Origin of the sequence: Profundicola chukchiensis (assembly GCF_029664245.1) — a bacterium.
GTDB classification, from domain to species: domain Bacteria; phylum Bacteroidota; class Bacteroidia; order Flavobacteriales; family Weeksellaceae; genus Profundicola; species Profundicola chukchiensis.
This window is the reverse complement of sequence record NZ_JANAIE010000003.1, coordinates 279,220-299,128: the sequence shown is the minus strand read 5'-3', so window position 1 is coordinate 299,128 and position 19,909 is coordinate 279,220. Positions and strand designations below refer to the sequence as shown.

At 34.9% G+C, this 19,909-nt stretch carries 21 protein-coding genes; 7 read left to right on the top strand and 14 right to left on the bottom strand.

Going from position 1 to position 19,909, the window contains the following annotated elements; all coding sequences use genetic code 11:
* Window positions 1-28: 28 nt before the first annotated feature.
* The 3 genes from prfB to NLM59_RS05770 form a co-directional block, all read right to left on the bottom strand.
* Window positions 29-1,141 carry a peptide chain release factor 2 gene (gene prfB / locus NLM59_RS05780; RefSeq protein WP_304416802.1) on the bottom strand — a complete coding sequence of 371 codons (1,113 nt, stop codon included), beginning with the start codon at window positions 1,139-1,141 and terminating at the stop codon, window positions 29-31.
* 68 nt (window positions 1,142-1,209) lie between these two features.
* Window positions 1,210-1,485, bottom strand: a complete 276-nt coding sequence (locus NLM59_RS05775) for a hypothetical protein (RefSeq protein WP_304416801.1) — start codon at window positions 1,483-1,485, stop codon at window positions 1,210-1,212.
* A gap of 101 nt (window positions 1,486-1,586) precedes the next feature.
* Window positions 1,587-3,137, bottom strand: a complete 1,551-nt coding sequence (locus NLM59_RS05770; protein ID WP_304416800.1) for a bifunctional metallophosphatase/5'-nucleotidase — start codon at window positions 3,135-3,137, stop codon at window positions 1,587-1,589.
* Window positions 3,138-3,405: 268 nt separating this feature from the next.
* On the opposite strand from NLM59_RS05770, the gene purF reads away from it, so the two are divergent.
* Window positions 3,406-4,854: an amidophosphoribosyltransferase gene (gene purF, locus NLM59_RS05765; RefSeq protein ID WP_304419992.1), complete on the top strand. Its 1,449-nt coding sequence runs from the start codon at window positions 3,406-3,408 to the stop codon at window positions 4,852-4,854.
* A gap of 20 nt (window positions 4,855-4,874) precedes the next feature.
* On the opposite strand, the gene ruvC is transcribed toward purF, so the two are convergent.
* The 5 genes from ruvC to NLM59_RS05740 form a co-directional block, all read right to left on the bottom strand.
* Window positions 4,875-5,438, bottom strand: coding sequence for a crossover junction endodeoxyribonuclease RuvC (gene ruvC, locus NLM59_RS05760; RefSeq protein WP_304416799.1), 564 nt, complete (start codon window positions 5,436-5,438; stop codon window positions 4,875-4,877).
* Window positions 5,439-5,498: 60 nt separating this feature from the next.
* Window positions 5,499-6,065, bottom strand: coding sequence for a DUF2892 domain-containing protein (locus NLM59_RS05755; protein WP_304416798.1), 567 nt, complete (start codon window positions 6,063-6,065; stop codon window positions 5,499-5,501).
* 75 nt (window positions 6,066-6,140) lie between these two features.
* The gene (locus tag NLM59_RS05750; RefSeq protein WP_304416797.1) at window positions 6,141-6,911 is read right to left on the bottom strand and encodes an alpha/beta fold hydrolase; all 771 of its coding nucleotides are present in this window, start codon (window positions 6,909-6,911) and stop codon (window positions 6,141-6,143) included.
* Between the two features lie 33 nt (window positions 6,912-6,944).
* Window positions 6,945-7,670 (bottom strand): pyridoxine 5'-phosphate synthase, encoded by a 726-nt coding sequence (locus tag NLM59_RS05745; protein ID WP_304416796.1) that lies wholly within the window; start codon window positions 7,668-7,670, stop codon window positions 6,945-6,947.
* A 15-nt stretch (window positions 7,671-7,685) separates the two neighbouring features.
* Window positions 7,686-8,945, bottom strand: a complete 1,260-nt coding sequence (locus NLM59_RS05740; protein ID WP_304416795.1) for a mechanosensitive ion channel family protein — start codon at window positions 8,943-8,945, stop codon at window positions 7,686-7,688.
* Window positions 8,946-9,010: 65 nt separating this feature from the next.
* On the opposite strand from NLM59_RS05740, the gene NLM59_RS05735 reads away from it, so the two are divergent.
* Together NLM59_RS05735 and NLM59_RS05730 are read left to right on the top strand one after the other, a co-directional pair.
* On the top strand, window positions 9,011-9,523 hold the full coding sequence (locus NLM59_RS05735) for a DUF456 domain-containing protein (RefSeq protein WP_304416794.1): 513 nt from the start codon (window positions 9,011-9,013) through the stop codon (window positions 9,521-9,523).
* Window positions 9,524-9,575: 52 nt separating this feature from the next.
* Window positions 9,576-10,397 carry a 3'(2'),5'-bisphosphate nucleotidase CysQ family protein gene (locus NLM59_RS05730; RefSeq protein WP_304416793.1) on the top strand — a complete coding sequence of 274 codons (822 nt, stop codon included), beginning with the start codon at window positions 9,576-9,578 and terminating at the stop codon, window positions 10,395-10,397.
* A gap of 18 nt (window positions 10,398-10,415) precedes the next feature.
* Here NLM59_RS05730 and murI read toward each other — a convergent pair whose 3' ends face one another.
* Genes murI through NLM59_RS05715 form a run of 3 tightly spaced genes read right to left on the bottom strand, consistent with a single transcriptional unit; the run spans window position 10,416 to window position 12,997 of the window.
* Window positions 10,416-11,219: a glutamate racemase gene (murI, locus tag NLM59_RS05725; RefSeq protein ID WP_304416792.1), complete on the bottom strand. Its 804-nt coding sequence runs from the start codon at window positions 11,217-11,219 to the stop codon at window positions 10,416-10,418.
* Window positions 11,220-11,228: 9 nt separating this feature from the next.
* On the bottom strand, window positions 11,229-12,350 hold the full coding sequence (hemW, locus tag NLM59_RS05720) for a radical SAM family heme chaperone HemW (protein WP_369426772.1): 1,122 nt from the start codon (window positions 12,348-12,350) through the stop codon (window positions 11,229-11,231).
* A complete protein-coding gene (locus NLM59_RS05715) occupies window positions 12,350-12,997 on the bottom strand; it encodes an endonuclease III domain-containing protein (protein ID WP_304416791.1) in 648 nt (215 codons plus the stop codon). The genes hemW and NLM59_RS05715 overlap by 1 nt, the downstream gene beginning before the upstream one ends.
* Before the next feature lie 169 nt (window positions 12,998-13,166).
* Between NLM59_RS05715 and NLM59_RS05710 the strand changes: the two genes are divergently transcribed.
* From NLM59_RS05710 to dtd, 3 genes are read left to right on the top strand one after another with little or no spacing between them, the layout of a single operon-like run.
* Entirely contained in the window at window positions 13,167-14,240 is a 1,074-nt protein-coding gene (locus NLM59_RS05710) for a chorismate mutase (protein ID WP_304416790.1), read from the top strand.
* A complete protein-coding gene (rsgA, locus tag NLM59_RS05705) occupies window positions 14,237-15,166 on the top strand; it encodes a ribosome small subunit-dependent GTPase A (protein WP_304416789.1) in 930 nt (309 codons plus the stop codon). Before NLM59_RS05710 ends, rsgA begins: the two co-directional genes overlap by 4 nt.
* Window positions 15,141-15,596: a D-aminoacyl-tRNA deacylase gene (dtd, locus tag NLM59_RS05700; protein ID WP_304416788.1), complete on the top strand. Its 456-nt coding sequence runs from the start codon at window positions 15,141-15,143 to the stop codon at window positions 15,594-15,596. Before rsgA ends, dtd begins: the two co-directional genes overlap by 26 nt.
* Here dtd and NLM59_RS05695 read toward each other — a convergent pair whose 3' ends face one another.
* From NLM59_RS05695 to rseP, 3 genes are all read right to left on the bottom strand, one after another.
* Window positions 15,597-16,115 carry a DUF4199 domain-containing protein gene (locus NLM59_RS05695; RefSeq protein ID WP_304416787.1) on the bottom strand — a complete coding sequence of 173 codons (519 nt, stop codon included), beginning with the start codon at window positions 16,113-16,115 and terminating at the stop codon, window positions 15,597-15,599.
* A gap of 54 nt (window positions 16,116-16,169) precedes the next feature.
* Window positions 16,170-16,769, bottom strand: coding sequence for a bifunctional nicotinamidase/pyrazinamidase (gene pncA, locus NLM59_RS05690; protein ID WP_304416786.1), 600 nt, complete (start codon window positions 16,767-16,769; stop codon window positions 16,170-16,172).
* A gap of 138 nt (window positions 16,770-16,907) precedes the next feature.
* A complete protein-coding gene (gene rseP, locus NLM59_RS05685; RefSeq protein ID WP_304416785.1) occupies window positions 16,908-18,218 on the bottom strand; it encodes an RIP metalloprotease RseP in 1,311 nt (436 codons plus the stop codon).
* A gap of 228 nt (window positions 18,219-18,446) precedes the next feature.
* On the opposite strand from rseP, the gene fumC reads away from it, so the two are divergent.
* On the top strand, window positions 18,447-19,832 hold the full coding sequence (fumC, locus tag NLM59_RS05680) for a class II fumarate hydratase (RefSeq protein ID WP_304416784.1): 1,386 nt from the start codon (window positions 18,447-18,449) through the stop codon (window positions 19,830-19,832).
* Window positions 19,833-19,909: the final 77 nt, after the last annotated feature.

Below are 19,909 nucleotides of genomic sequence, written 5' to 3'. Positions count from 1 at the left end.
GTATAATAACTAGCTAAAAGTTAATTCCCTATAAAAACGTATCTCGCTCTTCGGTTTGGCTATCCCACATCAAGAAAGCTTTTAAGAAATCATCAATTTCACCATCTAAAACAGAAGATACATCAGAAGTTTCCTCGCCTGTTCTTACATCTTTCACCATTTGATATGGATGTAAAACATAGTTACGAATCTGACTTCCCCACTCAATTGCTTTTTTATTGGCCTCAATTTCATTTCGAGCAGCCATTCGTTTCTCTAGCTCAATTTTATAAAGCTCTGACCTCAACATTTGCATTGCCAATTCCCGGTTTGCCAACTGCGAACGCCCTGCCTGACAAACTACTACAATTCCGGTTGGCGTGTGTGTTAACTGAACTTTGGTTTCAACCTTGTTAACGTGCTGACCACCAGCTCCACCCGAACGAGAGGTTTGTAATTCAATATCGTTTGGATTAATATCGATCTCAATAGAATCATCCACTAATGGATAAACATACACCGAAACAAAGCTTGTATGGCGCTTAGCATTAGAGTCAAAAGGTGAAATTCTAACTAAACGGTGAACACCATTTTCTCCTTTAAGATAACCAAAAGCATACTCGCCTTCAATTTCTAAGGTTACGGTTTTAACACCCGCTACATCACCTGCTTGGTAGTTTAATTCTTTAACTTTATAACCATTCTTTTCGGCCCACATTAGGTACATACGCATAAGAATGCTTGCCCAGTCACAACTTTCGGTACCACCTGCACCAGCTGTAATCTGTAAAACGGCACTAAACTCATCTCCTTCTTCGGAAAGCATATTTCTGAACTCAATTTTCTCGAGTAATTTCAGTGCGCGATTATATTGCTTTTCGATTTCTTCTTCAGAGCCTTCGCCCATTTCTTTGTAAAACTCATAGAGAACATCTAAATCATTGGCAGCGCGCTTTACTTCCTCGTAATCTTCTACCCAAGATTTCTTTGTATTAAGTTGTTTTAAATGGAGTTGAGCCGCTTTAGAATCATCCCAAAACTCAGGCGAAGCCGCCTTTTCCTCGTCATTGGCAATCTCGATTAATTTTCGGTCAATCTCCAAATATTCGTGTAAACTGTTTACACGATCTAACATATCTTTTAGTTGTTCACTCTGAATCATAGTTGCAAAGATACGGAATAGGTAGTTTCTGCGTATATAGTCTTTATTAAAAACTAATTAAAGCTAAATTAATCCCTTTGTTGATCTAGTCCTTTACCTCTAAAATAGAAGAAGAATATCATACCTAATACAGAAAATGCAAGCCAATAACGCACATCCAATAAATTGTAGCCTAAGGCCTTTTCATTTAATGTAAATTGACCATTATTAAAACTTAAAGAAAAACTTTCTCCAGGAGGATGTATCAATAAATTAACCAACAAAATCAAAACATTGATGGCTAGAATGCTTATTACAGTATAAGCTAGAGCTTTAAGAAGGATGTGTTGACGAGAACGCGACATAATTTCTATTTTAAATAATTAATAATAAGCGTCAAACATCCTCTTCTAATGAATGAATTGAATCATTCAAAAACATCTAACCTATTCAATACGAGAGGTTTTTATTTTCTCAAATACTGAATCAATGCACGACGTAAATCGTTTTTAGGGTGTAACGCATCACTTTCGTCAGGATATACTTTTTTAACTTTTGGATTATTTTTATTTAAGAATCCTAAATTAGCTTCTAATCCTAACATTAAAAAATCAGCAAAACCTACACGATAAACCTGATTATCTTCGATCTTTTTCCCATTCATCTTCCACTGATTTCCATCTTTGGTAATATGTTCAGAGAATTGTAAAAATCCACCTTCGGTAATATTTGACATACCTGCGTCTAGTACTTGAGTTAATAAATTTCCTGTAACATCAGCTTCCACAATTTTACCACCATATGGCATAGCACGTAGAATATCATACTCAGAAACTGGTGGATACATCATATCATCTAATCGCATAGAACCAGAGTTGATAACAACTGCTTGTGCTTTAGGTGCTGCTTTTTCCATCGCCTTTACCACTGCTTTAGAAAAGTTGGTTGGATGATGACGAATAGAAGCTTCTAGAACATCAAAAGGTTCTGCTTCCTCTAAAACGATTTTCATGGCATCAAAACCGATGGTGGCATAGCTATCTGCAGCGATTTTCATCCATTTATCAACCACGGCTTTTGTTTTTGCTTGTAATGGAATGCTTTCATCCATTTTCACTAAATCCAATGTAGCCTGACGAGTATTATTGTTTTTATCAATCTTAAGTTTGTTTATATAAACCGTTCTAGCATTGGCGTGGGCCTTAGTAATAGGTACTTCTCCAACTACTTTAAATCTACTATCATGCTCATGTCCACCAATTATTAAAGCTAAGCCAGGAATCTGCTCAGCCAATTTAATGTCATCATCCATGTTGAGGTGCGTTAAGGCAATTACAGCGTCACAAGTTTGCGATAGCATATCATACTTCTCTTGTGCTGTTTTAAACACATCTTTATAGGCAACATAATCTGCTTTATTAAAAGGTAAAAGAATACTGAAAATACCAATTTTAACTTCTGTACCGTCTTCGTCTTTTAAATCTAAAATCACTTCCTCAGGAATATATTCTTTATTTCCGTCTGATAGAACTTTGTGGAAAGGTGAAAAAGTATGATCCTTATAATGGAAAGTATTCGACGAAATCCATGTAAAGTTGGATTCATTTAATCGATCCTGAAATTCAGATTCTTTAATATCGAATTCGTGATTTCCTAAACCTGCGAAATCAAGTCCAGCAGCATTTAGAGCATCAATCATCTGCGCTCCACGAATTCGTTGGTCATTATGTTTTAAACTATTAAAGACAGAAGGACTCAAAAAGTCTCCTGCCATCAACATAAACGTATTAGGGTTCTTAGCTTTTTCGCGGTCTTTAATGGTTGCAACACGTGCCAATCCACCTTCTTTTCCGTTATTTAAGGCAGTAATTTCATATACATCGTTGATTTGCACTAAGGTTAGCTCAAAAATTCCATCGTCGGTGGAAGAGCTTGTTTGGTTTTGTACAACTTGTTGTGTAGAACAAGCACTGAAGATTAAAAAGCTTAAAAATGTGAGTAAGGATATTCTTTTCATGATAATGAGTTTTTGGTTTTATAAAAATTGAGAGTAATAAATATACAAATAATTTTTTTTCTAATCCCTAAAGCTAAGAATTTGGTAAAGTTTCCTCTTTGTTTAACTCAATAATACCTTAAAAGATAGAAAACTTAATACATCGCTTAAAAGTAAAAAATAATAAGTTTTGATTGTTTATGGCTTGTTTAAATTTTTATTAAATCGATTCAAAAACTTCTTGGAGAATTGACTGAATGATTTGTAAATTGCAGCTTAATTAAACCTCATGTTCCCCAAAGAAAATATTTGCACAAACGCGACCTTCAATCCTAAGTCAATGCGAGAAGAATGCGGTGTCTTCGGAGTTTATTCACACAGAAACATAGATACATTTTCAATCCAACAATTTGGTATGTTTGCTTTGCAACATCGCGGTCAAGAGGCTTGTGGCCTTACCGTTTTGAAGGATGGAGATTTAAGAACCTTCAAAGAAGAAGGATTGGTTCTAGATGCTTTCAAGCATATTGAGAATCCAGAAGACTTTATGGGAAATGCAGCGATAGGGCACACCCGATATTCTACGGCGGGTGATGGAAGTACCAAAAACTTTCAGCCGTTATATGCTGTAAATCAATATGGAAAGCCTCATTTTTCTATTGCACACAACGGAAATTTAATTGAAACTGATAATCTACGTGAGTATTTAAAGAAAAAAGGATTGCCTTTTATTGCGACTTCAGATACTGAAGTTATGCTACGTGCGATTCAGTACCATGCGGATGATCCTGTGGAAATAGCAGTTCGTAAGGCTGCTAGAAATTTGAAAGGAGCTTATTCAGTTTTATTATTGGTTAAAGACAAATTAGCTGCATTTCGTGATCCTAACGGAATTCGTCCATTGTGTATGGGTAAATTAGACGAGGATACTTGGGTTTTCTCATCAGAGAGTTGTGCTTTTGATGCGATTGGAGCAACTTTCGTTAGAGATTTAGAGCCAGGAGAAATCGTGGTTTGTTCGCCAGAAGGTATGAAGTCGTATAAGTTTGTTGATGAAACAAAAGATAGAATGTGTTCTTTTGAATACATTTATTTTGCTCGACCTGATTCACATTTTGCCGATAAGGATGTTTATGACTTACGCGTAGAAAGTGGTAAGAAATTATTTGAGCAATCACCTGTAGATGCCGATGTTGTTATTGGTGTACCAGATTCTGGAATTCCATCTGCCATTGGTTATTCAGAAGCAAGTGGTATCCCTTTTCAGCCTATTTTAGTTAAAAATAGATACATGAGTCGTTCGTTTATTGTTCCTACACAGGAAATGAGAGAACGTATTGTGAATTTAAAATTAAATCCAATCATTCCTCAAATTAGAGGTAAGAGATTGGTGATTTTAGATGATTCTATCGTTAGAGGAACCACCAGTAAATTATTAGTTAAAATCTTAAAGGAGGCGGGAGCTAAGGAAATTCACTTTAGAAGTGCTTCACCACCGATTATTGCACCTTGTTTCTTAGGAATTGATATGCCAACTAAGGATGATTTGATTTCGGCGAATAAAACCAAAGAAGAGCTGAGAGAATACTTAGACGTAGACAGTATTGATTTCTTATCAGTGCCAAGTTTACAAGATCTATTAGGTTCAAAAAATCATTGTTTTGGCTGTTTTACAGAGAAATATCCAGTAGAAAGATTGACAGCAGAGAAAATTGCTGCGGTCGAAATTGCGGATTAATTCAACAGTAAAACTTAAGGTTATTTAGCTCTATCGGGATTCTGTTTAACAAAAGCAGACCATCCCGAATAGCTTTTTCCTGTGTCAATACGGCCTGCATTAAAATGGTGGCAAACAGCTGCTGCTAAGCCATCAGTAGAGTCAAGCCGAACCGGTAATTCTTTGATTTTAAGCAAGTTTTGAAGCATTCCAGCAACTTGTTCTTTACTTGCATTACCGTTACCTGTAATCGCCATTTTAATTTTCTTTGGCGAATATTCTGTGGTGGGCACTTCGCGGTATAAACTTGCGGCCATGGCAACACCCTGCGCACGACCTAGCTTTAACATAGACTGAACATTTTTACCAAAAAACGGAGCTTCAATGGCCACTTCGTCTGGATGGAAATTATCAATGAGACCTAAGGTTTTTTCAAAAATTCGCTTAAGTTTCATGTTGTGATTGGGTAGCTTATGCAATAAAAGTTCATCTAACATAACGAGTGTCATTTTGTTGTTGACGACCTTAATGATCCCAAAACCCATCACAGTGGTACCAGGATCGATGCCTAAAATAATTTTCTCAGTCACTTTAGATGCTTTCATAGGGAAAATATTTTAGCAGAATATAAGCTATTAAAAATAGAACTAATAAAAAGAAGAAGTTTAGAAAAACTTACCTCTTCTTCGCATGTTAGGATTCTGCATATTACGCCCAACATTCATTCTTTTTAACTGCTCTTCAAACATTTTAATCTGTTCGGTAAGCATGTTCTGTTTATCCTCTGATTTAGCCTCAGAAAGCCATTTTTGAGCTTCTTGTTTGCGTCCTCTAGACATTGCGCCTGCAGCAAGATTCATTTTAGCCATCGCACGGTCATGAGCAAAAGATAGTCCGTAGTCTAAAGCTTTACGCATGTATTTCTCAGAAAGATTGATGTTATTTTGTCCTTCAGTTAACCCCATCATATAATGATAATAACCAAATTGCTTTTTGATTAACTGAGATTCTGGATTTTTGATATAAGATAACCACTTTTTAGCGCCCTCTAAATCTCCACTACGCATTTTCCAGAATGATAATAGGATAAATTCATTTCTGAAATACAGTAAGATTGGAAAAATTGTTAGAAGTAATAAAATGATACCCCAAGCAATTTCTCTTGTGCTAAACATATATATTGATCCTGCAACTAATAAAAAGGCAAGGACAAGCTTTAGATATTTATTCATGTGAATGTTTTTGATTGTGCAAAGATACTTCTTTGATAGAAACCCAAAAAATAGAATTGAAATGAGTTTATGGACTTATTTTTCTAAGAAATCCATAGATTTTTTTAGAAATTCTGCAGGGTTTTCTGCATGTAACCAATGCGTCGCATTACTCACATAATCAATTTCTGCATTCGGGAAATAACCTAAAATTAAATCTTTATCCTCAGGTAAAATATAATCTGAATTGGCACCTCCTAAAAATAAAGTTGGGTTAAAGAATTGTTTATCAGGTAAATTGTTAGCAATGATGCTACCATAAGTGTCGTACAATGCGTTTAAATTAAATCTAAATCCATAGGTTTCGTCTTTTTTGCGGTATACACTTTTCATTAAAAACTGACGAATTGAGTATGATTTAATGTATGGTTTTAAAAACTCATCAACATCTGATCTAACTTTTACTTGATCAAAATCAACATTTTTAAGACCTTTTAAAATCTCATTATGATGAGGTTCATAAGTTTTAGGAGCCATATCCGCGACAATCAATTTGTCAACTTTATCTGGAAAATCTAAAGCTAATGACATAACTACTTTTCCGCCCATAGAGTGCCCCATAAAACAAGCTTTCTCTATATTATAATGCTCCATATAGTCGATTAAATCCAGTGCCATGGATTTGTGTGACGTGTCAGCATCATGAAAACTTCTACCGTGGTTTCGTAAATCTACTAAGTGAGTCGTATAATGCTCGGCGTATTTTTTTCCTAAAGTGTTCCAGTTGTCTAATTGCCCAAATAGACCATGAACAATGATTAAATGATTGGGTTTATCTCCTATGATTTTATTATGTAGAATCTCCATCTAATTTATTTTTGAGAGGAATTAAAAAGTTAATTATTGTTGAGCTAATTCAATTTTGCGTAAATACAGTTGAATTGTGTTTTCTAAACCTAAATATAGCGCTTCAGAAATCAATGCATGTCCAATTGAAACTTCATCGATTTGAGGAATTTCACGAATCAAAAACTCAATATTATCTAAACTTAAATCGTGTCCAGCATTCAATCCAAGTCCATGTTCTTTAGCCAATAAAGCAGTTTCTTTATAAATATCAATGGCTTTTTTGTTGCCTTTTGCATACTCGACTGCGAACTCTTCGGTATATAACTCAATTCGGTCAGCTCCAGAGCTAGCAGCTGCTTCAACTAATTTTGGATTGGGGTCTAAGAAAATAGAGGTTCTTATTCCATTTTGTTTAAACTCTTGAATTACTTCTTTTAAGAAATCTTGATGCTTGATGGTGTCCCAACCAGCATTCGAAGTAATCGCATCCACACTGTCTGGTACTAAAGTCACTTGTTCTGGTTTGTTGTCCAAAACCAACTTCATAAAGGACTCAATCGGGTTTCCCTCGATATTAAACTCAGTAGAAACAATCGGTCTTAAATCTGCAATATCCTGATAGGTAATATGTCTTTCATCTGGTCTTGGGTGAACTGTAATTCCTTGTGCACCAAATTCTTGACATTTTATAGCAGCCGTAACTACGTTAGGTTCATTACCACCTCTTGCATTTCGAATAGTGGCAATTTTATTAATATTTACACTTAATTTTGTCATAATTTAAAAATGATTTTAACCAGTCAAGGTTTGCATAACTTCTAGATCAAATTCTCTACTTGCTGTCACTAGATGATCAAATAAATCTGATTGAACTGTTTCATATTCAACCCAATCCGAGGTTTTTGAGAAACAATAAATTTGTAAAGGCATCCCTTGTGGTGTGATTTCTAACTGTCGAACAATTAGCGTGTCTGAGTTAGAAATATTTGGATTTTCTTGTAAGTAACTTTGAGCATATTTTCTAAAAACTCCAATATTCGTTAGTCTTCTTCCATTAGCTAATTGATTTGGATCAGCAGAATGAACGTTGGCTTTAGCCAGTTCGAGTCTTCTACGCGTAATATAATTCTTGATTAAATCTATGGTTTGATATTTCTCAAGCATTTCATCTGAGCAGAATTTAAAGGACTTCACATTAAATACAATCGAACGCATAATACGACGCGTATTGGTGTGTTTCATCGCCTCATAATTCTTTACCTCAGTGGTAATTAAATCATAAGTTGGAACCGAAGAAATAGTCTTGTCAAAGTTCTCGATTTTACAAGAAACTAAGTTGATTTCCTTCACAGTTCCTTCAACATTATATTTAGGAATAGCAATCCAATCGCCCACTTTAACCATCTTGTTAGAGGCAATTTGAATTCCCGAAACAAAACCTAGAATGGTGTCTTTAAAAATTAATAATAAAATCGCCGTTGCCGCACCAAGTCCTGCTATAATGCTTCCCCATTGAACATTAAATAAAATGGAAATGACAATTAAAACCACAAAAAATATGGTGATAATCTTCATCAATTGACTAAAAGTACGAACAGCAACTGTACGGTAATTATTCTCGTCGGTGGCAATAGACAATACAGCATCAGCTCCTCTTAGAAACAACTGCAGAATAATGAGCACAAACCCAATATCGAAAAGTTTTCCCATTCCATCCAAGACATTGGGAGTCGGGTAGAGTACATAGGGAGCTAATATTCTGGTGAGCGCCAAAGGAATCAAGTGAAACAAGGAATTGAAAACCTTGTGATCATAAAAATGATTATCCCATTCAAAGTTGGTAAGGTTGACTAACTTTTTAGTGAAATAGAGTAGGATATTCTTAATTATAAAATCTAAAATTATGAATAAACCTATCAAAAGTGTCACACCTACCACAATGAGTGATATAGTCTCATACTGCGGACCTACAAATTCAGAAATATAAGTCTGAAATTGTTCCACCCATTCATTTCTAAAGGGTTTTAATTCTTGTTTAGTGTACCAACTCATAAAGAGCAAAGTTAACATATTCTTGATTGAATGCTTGATTTATGCAAAAAATGTACCTTTGAAGTATGGAGGAAAATACATTAACTATAATTTCACTATTGTGCTTGGTTATAGGCTTTTTTGGGTCATTTTTACCCGTGTTGCCAGGGACGCTTTTATCTTGGTTGGGATTGGTTATTTTTAAATATACCAGCTTCGCTGATTATGGTTGGCCCACCTTGATTGTTTTGGGAATCATAGTTTTAGCTTTTCAGGCAGTCAATTATGTACTTCCAGCTTATAGTTCCAAGAAATTTGGCGGATCTAGATATGGTGTTATTGGAGCATCAATAGGCTTGTTAGTGGGTATAATTTTCGCTCCATTTGGTTTGGTTTCAATTATTATCGCCCCATTTTTAGGAGCCTTTATTGGGGAATTTCTTCTGAATAAAAGTAACACCAAAGCTTCTTTCAAAGCAGCATTCGGGACTTTTGTTGGCTTTATGATTAGCACCGGAATTGGAATGCTTTTATCGCTGATATTCTTAGTATATGTGATGTGGCAATTATCCACAAATGCTGGTTGGAACTGGATTTAATATTTTAATTAGAAAGGCTTACATTGTCTTTCATAAATTTTAAGGATAGATTATGAAGCATGAATTTAAGCAATTACTCGATATTGCTACCAAAGCAACTTTCTTAGCAGGAAAAGAAATATTCAGACAGTATAAATCAGAATACGAAACTGAAATAAAACAAGATGGTTCACCTGTGACTTCTGCAGATTTAGCGGCTAATGATATTTTAATGAAACATCTTCAGCCGACAAAAATTACGGTGATTAGCGAGGAAAGTGGACATTACACCCATGAGTTTCGTCAAAATAATGCTTATTGGTGCATTGACCCTATAGACGGAACGCATGATTTTGTAGATAGAACAGATGAGTTTTGTGTTTCGGTGGGATTGGTTGATGAAAATACTTCTAAACTTGGTGTTTTATATGCTCCAGCCTTGGATTTATTTTACTTTGCAGCAGAAGGTGTTGGTTCATTTAAATTTAATTCAAGCTTTGATGATTTGGAGAAAAACCTTGAAAGCGATGACTTTTTAAATTATTTAATTTCTAATTCTGAATCTTTACCGAATCATCCTCTACAAGAAAAACAGATGTTTATGGCGAGTCGCTATCATCGTCATCCAAAGATAGAGGCGCATATCAATAAATTAAAAGAGAAATACCCAGATTTGGAATTGGTGACTATGGGTTCGGCGATTAAATTAGGTTTAATGGCAGAACGTAAGGCCAATGAATATTTAAGATTTACTAGATTTAATTTTTGGGATGTTGCCGGTGGTCACGCGATTTGTAAATATGCCGGCTTAAAGCTACTTCAACCAAATACAGATCTAGAAATTAATTACGAGCGAGAAGACATGCGCATCGAAGGTTATGCCATGAAATGGTAATTTTAAAAATTAAATTTTTTAATGTAACTGCTTTAACTCCAGTTGAATATTTCTTCCGAAAAACCTTCTAGCTAAACGTTGGAAGTTTTTGGTGAAATCAGAAACATAGAATTTATAGCTAGCTTCTTTTTCTTGACTTAAACTCTCGTTTTTAAATAAAATATCTTTAAGCGAATGAGCTACAATGAAAGGAGAGTCAACAACTTGTACACGTCCATCAAAATATTCCGCGATTTCTTTTTGGATTAAAGGATAATGTGTACAACCCAAAATAATAGAATCTATATCTTTTAATTTTTTGTTCGACATATAGTTATCTACAGCCGCCTTAGAAATCTTTGAATTAGCCAAGCCTTCTTCAATTACTGGAACAAATAATGGCGTTGCAAACTCTTGTACTTTAATGTGTTTGTTGAATTTTCTGATGGCTTTTTTATAAACGCCAGAATCTACGGTTGCTTTGGTAGCAATCACACCAATTTTTTGATAAAAACTATAAGCAACTTTTTCAGCTACAGGTGTAATTACATCAATGACAGGAATTCCCTTAGGGTCAGCAATAGATTTTATTTCTGCCAAGGCGTTTGAAGAAGCTGTATTACAAGCCACGACAATAACCTTACAATTCTGCTCTATTAAAAATTGGGTAATATTTTTAGAAAAAGTCTGAATAGTTTCTGGAGATTTATTTCCATAAGGCAAATGCTTAGCATCACCGAAATAGATAATACTCTCCTGTGGTAAAACCTTCTTAATAGCTTTAGCTATCGTCAATCCACCAACACCCGAATCAAAAACTCCAATGGGTCTCTCGTCACTCATTATGCAAAGCTAAACAATAAACAAATCAGACGCGATACCATCAGCAAAAAATCTAAACTCTGGATTTAAATAGAGTTTGTTTTCCTTTAAAACAAGCTTTCCTTCTTCAATAAATTGCTTCGTATTTTCTTGCCATTCCGCAAATAAATCTTCGGGAACTTGATCTTTTAAATGTTTTAAATCAATGCCATAAACCGTCCTAAGACCAATCATAGTCAATTCATTAAGAATGTCATTGGGACTCAAGATTTCTCTTTCTTGGTTTAATTTATTCTGCTGAATCGACTGAATGTATTTGCTGTTGTTTGCAATGTTCCAATAACGTTCGCGGCCGTTGTAACCATGCGCAGAAGGACCAACACCAGTGTATAATTTCCCTAACCAATAAGAAGTATTGTGCTTGGAGTAAAAGTCGGGTTTTCCAAAGTTTGAAATCTCATAATGATCAAAACCATGAGAAGTCAAAGTTTCCACCATCATTTGAAATTGATGCTGTTGTTTTTCATCGTCAACATCGGCTAATATTCCTTTGTTTATTTGATGTTGAATAATAGTTTTTGGTTCAATAGTTAACGCGTAAGATGATACATGTGGCACTTTTAAATCTATGGCTTTTTTCAGGTTTTGCTTCCACATTTCGTTAGTTGTTGTGGGAGAACCATAAATCAAGTCAATTGAAATGTTTTCAATACCAGCGTCTTGAGATCTTTTAATGCTAGCATCGGCTTCTTGAGCTGTGTGAGCGCGATTCATTAATTTTAAATCTTCATCAAAAAAAGACTGAACTCCCATACTCAAACGATTGATTGGAGATTGTCTAATTTCCTTGACTTTACTGGCATTTAAGTCATCAGGATTTGCCTCTAATGTGATTTCAGCATTAGGTGCAATTTCAAATAATGTTTCAATCTGATGAAATATTTGATAAAATTCACTAGCATCTAAAACAGAAGGAGTTCCACCGCCTAAATATATGGTTTCTAGGGGTTTTGTGATTTCATGTTGACGCAATTTCAATTCTTTACAAATCGCATCCACCATATCGGCTTTTTGCTTAAATGAAGTTGAAAAATGAAAATTACAATAACTGCATTTTTGTTTACAGAAAGGAATGTGTAGGTATAAATGCATTATTTAATCAAGGTTTTTAAAAAGCTTTTTCGTCCGATTTTTCTAGTGATAAAGTCTTTTTGAATATCTAAACCACGCGCCGGAGAGTATTCTCTTCCGTAGTAAATGATTTGTAAGTGTAAATCGTTCCAAATTTCTCTAGGGAACAATCTTTTAGCATCTTTTTCGGTTTGTTCTACATTTTTTCCGTTGCTCAAATTCCAACGCCACATCAACCTGTGAATATGCGTATCAACCGGAAAAGCAGGAATTCCAAAAGCTTGAGCCATGACAACAGATGCCGTTTTATGTCCCACACCTGCTAAGGCTTCTAAATCTTCAAAATTATCAGGTACAATTCCTTGATGTCTATCCATCAGTTGATTGGCCATTAAATGTAAATTTTTAGATTTAGAATTATTAAGTCCAATGCCTGTAATCAACTCCTTGATATGGTCAATACTTAATTTTGCCATTTTGGAAGGCGAATCAGCCACAGCAAATAATCCCGGTGTTACTTCATTTACCTTTTTATCCGTTGTTTGTGCAGATAAAGCCACCGCTACCAACAAGGTGTAAGGGTCTTTATGATCTAATGCAGGTTTTGGATTTGGGTATAACTCTTGAAGTGAGTCGATGATAAATTGAACTTTTTCGGCTTTTGTCATGAATGATTAGTTTTAATGCAATAGGAATTAAATGCTATCAATATTGGCAAAATTAACGGAAATAAACGAGAAGCAATAACGCATTAAAATAGCTAGTAGAAGTAGATATGATTTTATTGAAAACAAGCTGGTTTTAAAAATTATAACGAATAATGTTTAAATTTACAAAATGAACATAACAAATTGGATAGACGATTTTAAGGAACCCTTGTTCATAGCAGGGCCATGTAGTGCAGAGAGTGAGGAGCAAATGCTTAGAATTGCATCTGAATTACCTCCGCAGGTTAAGATTTTTAGAGCCGGAATTTGGAAGCCTAGAACTAAGCCTAATTCATTTGAAGGTGTTGGAGCTATAGGTTTGAATTGGCTTAAAAAAGTGAAAGACGATTATGGTTTTAAAATCACTACTGAAATAGCGAACGCCAATCATGCTAAATTAGCCTTGGAATACGATGTAGATATCTTGTGGATTGGTGCAAGAACTACAGTAAACCCGTTTCAGGTTCAAGAAATTGCAGAAGCTCTAAAAGGAACGGATAAAATCGTTTTGGTTAAAAATCCTGTCAACCCAGATCTTGATCTTTGGATTGGAGCTTTAGAAAGATTAAATGGTCAGGGAATTACTAAGTTGGGTGCTATTCATCGTGGGTTTTCTACCTATAAAAAAGATAGATACCGAAATCAGCCACAGTGGCAAATTGCCTTAGATTTTAAAAATAAATATCCAGAGATTCCATTGCTTTGCGACCCTTCGCATATTGCAGGTGATAGAAATTTAGTAGAAGAAGTTGCTCAAAAATCCTTCAACTTTGGGTTTGATGGATTAATGGTTGAAACACATCACACACCTGATGAAGCTTGGAGCGATGCTGCGCAACAAGTGACGCCTGAGAAATTAAAGAGTATTATAAAGAATTTAAAAATCCGCTCTCTAGATCAGGAAAATGTTGATTATCATTTGACTTTAGAAAGATTGAGAAATCAAATTGATGATAAAGACAGAGCTGTTCTAGAATTACTTTCCGAAAGAATGAAAGTAGCTAAGGAGATTGGCGAATTAAAGAAAGAACATAATATTACAGTTTATCAACCGAAAAGATGGAATAATTTGCGCGAGTGTATGATTGAATTAGCACTTGAGCAAGGACTTTCAGAACAGTTTGTTCATGATTTTATGACAGCTATTCACCAAGAGTCGATTAAAATTCAAAACACTATTATGGCAGAAAACACAAGCATATGAAAGGTCTAGTCACCAAATCAACAGGCAGTTGGTATGTCGTTAGAAGTGAAGATGGAAAGGACTACGAAGCGCGTATTCGTGGGAAATTCAGGTTAGATCAAATTTCTCACACCAATCCTTTGGCAGTGGGTGATCATGTAGATTTTGATTTAGATAGTGATGATTTAGCCGTAATTACGAATATTTATCCTAGAAATAATTACATCATTCGTCGTTCGGTGAATTTGTCTAAAAGAACGCATATCATCGCTTCAAACATCGATTTAGCTTTCTTAATAATTACCATTGCAAACCCACGAACTTCTACAGGTTTTATTGATAGATTTTTGGTGACTTGCGAAGCTTATCAAATTCCTGTGATGATGGTATTTAACAAAGTTGATGAATGGCGAGAAGAAGAAATCGAGATTCATGAGGATATGAAATTCACTTATGAAGATATAGGTTATGATACGATGACGGTTTCGGCTTTGAGGGGTGATGGATTAGATGAATTAAAGGCTAAATTAAAAGGAAAAATTAGTTTAGTCGCTGGACATTCAGGGGTTGGAAAGTCTACTTTGGTAAATGCACTCTCACCAGGTTTAGATTTAAAAACTAAAGTTGTTTCTGGTTTTAATAACAAAGGAAAGCACACTACCACTTTTGCACAGATGTATGAATGGCCATTTGGTGGATATGTAATTGATACGCCTGGAATTAAAGAGTTTGGCCTAGTAGAGATAGATAAGGACGAAATGCAGGATTATTTTCCTGAAATTTTCGCTTTAAGAGGCGATTGTAGATTCCATAATTGCAATCATTTACTGGAACCAAAATGTGCTGTAAGAAAAGCTGTAGAAGAAGGCGAAATAGCCGGAAGTCGATATGAAAGTTATCTAACATTTTTAGAAGAAATCAATGAGGACGATTATTCAAAGAGTTAAAAACGCTGAGGTAAAAGTTGACGGGGAAATTATTGGACAAATCAATCAAGGTTTACTCGTTTTAGTTGGATTTGAAGAGCAAGAAGAACAGGATGACTTTGATTGGATGATTAAAAAAATCACTCAATTACGCATTTTTAATGATGAAAATGATGTGATGAATAAGTCTGTAAAAGATATTGATGGCGAAATGTTAATCGTTAGTCAATTTACGCTTCACGCCAATTGCAAAAAAGGAAATCGCCCTTCTTATATACGTGCAGCTAAGCCCGATGTTGCCATTCCATATTATGAGAAGTTCCTCAAAGAAACAGAAGTTGCCTTAGGTAAAAAAGTTCAAAAAGGTGAGTTTGGAGCGGATATGAAGGTATCACTCTTAAATGATGGTCCAGTAACCATTGTTCTGGATTCTAAAATCAGAGATTTATAATTAACGTCTAGATCTCGATTTCGCTCTCGTTTTTCTACTATCTCTGTTGAGGGTAAGACCTAAAACAATTGACAAGAAAATCCCGAAAAATAAATACAAGAGAGGGAAAAGTATCACGTAATTCTTGATAGTATAGATATCACGAGCTTGTGTTTCCGTCATTTCTCCTTGTGTGATAGAGTAGCTTTTGGCTGTTTCTAAATAATCTGGAGAAATATAATAATGAATTAAAAATTGTATAGGAATGGTAAACAATGCAATTAGAATTGTCAACCCCATGGCTGAGTTAAAAGCATGTTTAAACTTAAATCGCTTCTTATACCTATGTGCTCTTTTGTCTAATATGAATAATATATAACCTAAGGTTAAAGGAATTATGAATAGAAAAGTCAAATATCGATGCATTTTATAATCTTGGTCATGCCAACCCATCTCATATTCAAAAGCTGTCCACAAGAGGGAAAGCAATAAGATTATAAAAGCCCATCGAAACTCGTACTTCGTAAAGTATTTCTTCATATCTCCTTATAAAATGTTAAAATTACTATCTTTTTTAACATTTCAAATAAAAATCTAGATCAATTTAAAGTCATCTAGTTTGTTTAGTTCTATTTTCTGCTTTTCAAAGTTCTCAGCGTCAATAGGTTTGGTGGCTTCTTCTATTAATACAGTTTTAAAGCCTTCTGACATTGCATCTTTGATTGAGAAGTAAACGCAATAATCTGCAGCAATCCCACAAAAATGTACTTCTTCTATTCCTTTTTCTTTAAGGTAGCCCGCTAATCCTGTAGATTTCAAATGTCCGTTGTCATAAAAACCACTATAACTATCAATTTCAGGGTCCATACCTTTTCTGAAAACAGCTTCTACCGTGTTCATTTCTAAATCCTTATGGAATTCACCTCCAAAAGTACCTTGCACACAATGGTCTGGCCATAATCTTTGATTCATCCCGTTTAAGTCAATTTCCTCAAAAAGCTTTTTTCCTTCGTGTTGAGAAGCAAAACTCTTATGGTTAGCAGGATGCCAATCTTGTGTGGCTACTACCAAATCATATTGTGGAATAAGCTTGTTGATAATAGGGATTACTTTATCACCATCAGCCACAGCTAGGCTTCCACCAGGTAAAAAATCATTTTGAACATCGATTACAAGTAGTGCTGTTTTCTTCATAATTAAGTTTTTGCTGACTATCAAAGGTATTCATTATCGAAGTTAAAACCAATATTCCGTATTTGAATCAAAAAAAATGACTTTAACCAAGTTGATACTTAGTCAAAGTCATTTTATAAAGTGAATTAAATATTATGTTTAATTGTAAATCAAGTTTACAATATCATTTCCAAAAATAAACACCATCAAGGCCATTAAGAATACAAAACCAATTACTTGCATTACTTCCATAAACTTATCGCCAGGCTTGTGTCCAGTTACCATTTCATAAAGCGTAAACATAGCATGTCCACCGTCTAATCCTGGGATAGGAAGTAAGTTAACAAACGCTAACCAAGCTGATAATAAGGCTGTAAATGACCAGAAGAATCCCCAATCCCAAACAGGTGGTAATTGCTCTGCGATACCGATAGGTCCAGAAACGTATTTAGTTGCTTTTCCTTTTAATTTCCAAAGAACACTAAATGATTGAACTTGATCTGTAATGGTTGAGAAAGTTAATTTAACACCTCTTGCAATAGATTCACCTAAACCAAATTCCTCTACATCAACCACTTCTGATAAGTCAAAGCTTGGTCCGATACCAATTTTAGCTTCCTCTGGAACGTGAACTACAATTTCTTTGGCTTCTCCATTTCTTTCTACCTTAAAAGTAATATCAGAGTTAGCGCTAGCTCCAATCGTTTCAGTTATTTTTTTCCAACCATTAATCGGCTCGTTATTTAAAGCTAAAATTTTATCACCTTTTTCTAACCCTGCTTCAGCTGCAACACTAAATACAGTATCAACTTTAATTGCCACATTTGGTGCAAAAAATCCACCTTTATGCTCTAGCAAACTTACCAAAGCATCTTCGTTGATAGGTAAATTAATAGTTTCGCCATTACGCTTAACGTTTAACTCTCCACCATCTATCAAGGCACGTTTGCTAATTTCGTTTAGCTTAATATAGTTAACACCATTCACTCCTACAGGTACATCGCCTGGTTTTAATCCCATAGCTGCCTGAGCAGAATCAACAACAATTCCGTTGTTTAATTTGTTTACATTCACGTATTGTTCACCATTGGTGTAGCTCATTACACCAAAAATAATCATGGCCAAAAGTAAGTTAACAATAATACCTGCTAACATTATAATTAACCTTTGCCAAGCTGGTTTAGAACGGAACTCCCAAGGTTGAGCAGGTTGTTTCATTTGCTCGGTATCCATACTTTCGTCGATCATACCAGCGATTTTTACATAACCACCAAGCGGTAACCAACCAATACCATAAACAGTTTCTCCAATTTGCTTCTTAAATAAAGCGAATTTCACATCAAAAAATAAGAAGAAACGCTCTACCTTAGTTTTAAAGAATTTTGCAGCTGCATAGTGTCCTCCCTCGTGTAAAACCACGATGATTGACAAAATCAAAATCATTTGAGCTGCTTTTATTAATATCTCCATTTCGGATTAAATTTTAATTAATTGGGTGCAAAAGTAGGGAAATTATGTATAGTAGTTAATAACTTAGGTGCTTGTAGTTTCTAGTTTTCTAGTTTTAACTTGATTTAAATGAAGTTTTTAAAAATTCAATCCGATTGATTTTTAGGTGACAATATCTAATTTATATCATTTTCTATACATTTCTAAAAACCTTATCTTTAAACCTTCAAAATTTAAAAAATAAATTTCATGCAATACAGAATCGAAAAAGATACGCTAGGAGAAGTTAAAGTGCCTGCCGACAAAAAGTGGGGAGCACAAACAGAACGTTCAAGAAATAATTTCAAAATTGGTCCAGAATCATCTATGCCACATGAAATTATAGAAGGTTTCGCTTATCTTAAGAAAGCTGCGGCTTACGCTAATTGCGAATTAAGTGTTTTACCAGAAGATAAAAGAGATAAAATCGCTGAGGTGTGTGATGAAATTCTTGCAGGTAAGTTAGATGATCAATTCCCATTAGTGATTTGGCAAACAGGTTCTGGAACGCAATCTAACATGAACGTGAATGAAGTGATTGCTAATCGTGCACATGAAATTGCAGGAAATACGATTGGAGAAGGAGAAAAAACATTACAGCCTAATGACGATGTTAATAAATCTCAATCTTCTAATGATACTTTCCCAACCGGAATGCATATCGCGGTTTATAAAAAACTAATCGATGTTACGATTCCTGGTGTAGAGCAAATGAGAGATGCTCTTCAGAAAAAATCAGAGGAATTCAAAGATGTAGTTAAAATTGGTAGAACTCACTTAATGGATGCTACACCAGTTACACTTGGACAAGAGTTCTCTGGTTATGTTTCTCAATTAAACCACGGTTTAAAAGCTTTAAAAAATACTTTACCACACTTATCTGAATTAGCATTAGGAGGTACAGCGGTTGGAACTGGTCTTAACACGCCAAAAGGTTATGATGTGTTGGTGGCAAAATATATCGCTGAGTTCACAGGTTTGCCATTTATTACAGCCGAAAATAAATTTGAAGCATTAGCTGCACACGATGCTATTGTGGAGAGCCACGGAGCATTAAAACAATTAGCAGTTTCATTAAACAAAATTGGAAACGATATTAGAATGTTGGCAAGTGGTCCTCGTTCAGGAATTGGAGAAATCATTATTCCTTCTAATGAGCCAGGTTCTTCTATTATGCCAGGTAAAGTAAATCCTACACAAGCAGAGGCATTGACTATGGTCTGTGCACAAGTTATGGGTAACGATGTAGCTGTTACTATTGGTGGAACTCAAGGTCACTATGAATTAAACGTATTCAAACCAATGATGGCTTATAACGCATTACAATCTGCACAATTAATTGGAGATGCATGTGTTTCTTTCACTGAAAATTGTGTTGATGGTATCGAGCCAAACCACAAGAAAATTCAAGAGTTATTAGACAACTCGTTGATGTTGGTGACTGCTTTAAATACTAAAATTGGATACTACAAAGCAGCAGAAATTGCACAAACTGCTCACGCTAACGGAACAAGTCTTAGAGAAGAAGCAGTTCGTTTAGGTTATGTATCTGAAGAAGATTTTGATAAATGGGTGAGACCAGAAGATATGGTATAATATTTATCAAAAAATAAATCTTTAAAACCTCTAGTTTGATAAAAAAAGCTAGAGGTTTTATTGATTTTAAGACCTTT

Bases quoted from the DNA above. Each gene is read 5' to 3' on its own strand.
- prfB (WP_304416802.1), bottom strand. From the start codon at position 1,141: ATGATTCAGAGTGAACAACTAAAAGATATGTTAGATCGTGTAAACAGT.
- NLM59_RS05775 (WP_304416801.1), bottom strand. From the start codon at position 1,485: ATGTCGCGTTCTCGTCAACACATCCTTCTTAAAGCTCTAGCTTATACT.
- NLM59_RS05770 (WP_304416800.1), bottom strand. From the start codon at position 3,137: ATGAAAAGAATATCCTTACTCACATTTTTAAGCTTTTTAATCTTCAGT.
- purF (WP_304419992.1), top strand. From the start codon at position 3,406: ATGTTCCCCAAAGAAAATATTTGCACAAACGCGACCTTCAATCCTAAG.
- ruvC (WP_304416799.1), bottom strand. From the start codon at position 5,438: ATGAAAGCATCTAAAGTGACTGAGAAAATTATTTTAGGCATCGATCCT.
- NLM59_RS05755 (WP_304416798.1), bottom strand. From the start codon at position 6,065: ATGAATAAATATCTAAAGCTTGTCCTTGCCTTTTTATTAGTTGCAGGA.
- NLM59_RS05750 (WP_304416797.1), bottom strand. From the start codon at position 6,911: ATGGAGATTCTACATAATAAAATCATAGGAGATAAACCCAATCATTTA.
- NLM59_RS05745 (WP_304416796.1), bottom strand. From the start codon at position 7,670: ATGACAAAATTAAGTGTAAATATTAATAAAATTGCCACTATTCGAAAT.
- NLM59_RS05740 (WP_304416795.1), bottom strand. From the start codon at position 8,945: ATGAGTTGGTACACTAAACAAGAATTAAAACCCTTTAGAAATGAATGG.
- NLM59_RS05735 (WP_304416794.1), top strand. From the start codon at position 9,011: ATGGAGGAAAATACATTAACTATAATTTCACTATTGTGCTTGGTTATA.
- NLM59_RS05730 (WP_304416793.1), top strand. From the start codon at position 9,576: ATGAAGCATGAATTTAAGCAATTACTCGATATTGCTACCAAAGCAACT.
- murI (WP_304416792.1), bottom strand. From the start codon at position 11,219: ATGAGTGACGAGAGACCCATTGGAGTTTTTGATTCGGGTGTTGGTGGA.
- hemW (WP_369426772.1), bottom strand. From the start codon at position 12,350: ATGCATTTATACCTACACATTCCTTTCTGTAAACAAAAATGCAGTTAT.
- NLM59_RS05715 (WP_304416791.1), bottom strand. From the start codon at position 12,997: ATGACAAAAGCCGAAAAAGTTCAATTTATCATCGACTCACTTCAAGAG.
- NLM59_RS05710 (WP_304416790.1), top strand. From the start codon at position 13,167: ATGAACATAACAAATTGGATAGACGATTTTAAGGAACCCTTGTTCATA.
- rsgA (WP_304416789.1), top strand. From the start codon at position 14,237: ATGAAAGGTCTAGTCACCAAATCAACAGGCAGTTGGTATGTCGTTAGA.
- dtd (WP_304416788.1), top strand. From the start codon at position 15,141: ATGAGGACGATTATTCAAAGAGTTAAAAACGCTGAGGTAAAAGTTGAC.
- NLM59_RS05695 (WP_304416787.1), bottom strand. From the start codon at position 16,115: ATGAAGAAATACTTTACGAAGTACGAGTTTCGATGGGCTTTTATAATC.
- pncA (WP_304416786.1), bottom strand. From the start codon at position 16,769: ATGAAGAAAACAGCACTACTTGTAATCGATGTTCAAAATGATTTTTTA.
- rseP (WP_304416785.1), bottom strand. From the start codon at position 18,218: ATGGAGATATTAATAAAAGCAGCTCAAATGATTTTGATTTTGTCAATC.
- fumC (WP_304416784.1), top strand. From the start codon at position 18,447: ATGCAATACAGAATCGAAAAAGATACGCTAGGAGAAGTTAAAGTGCCT.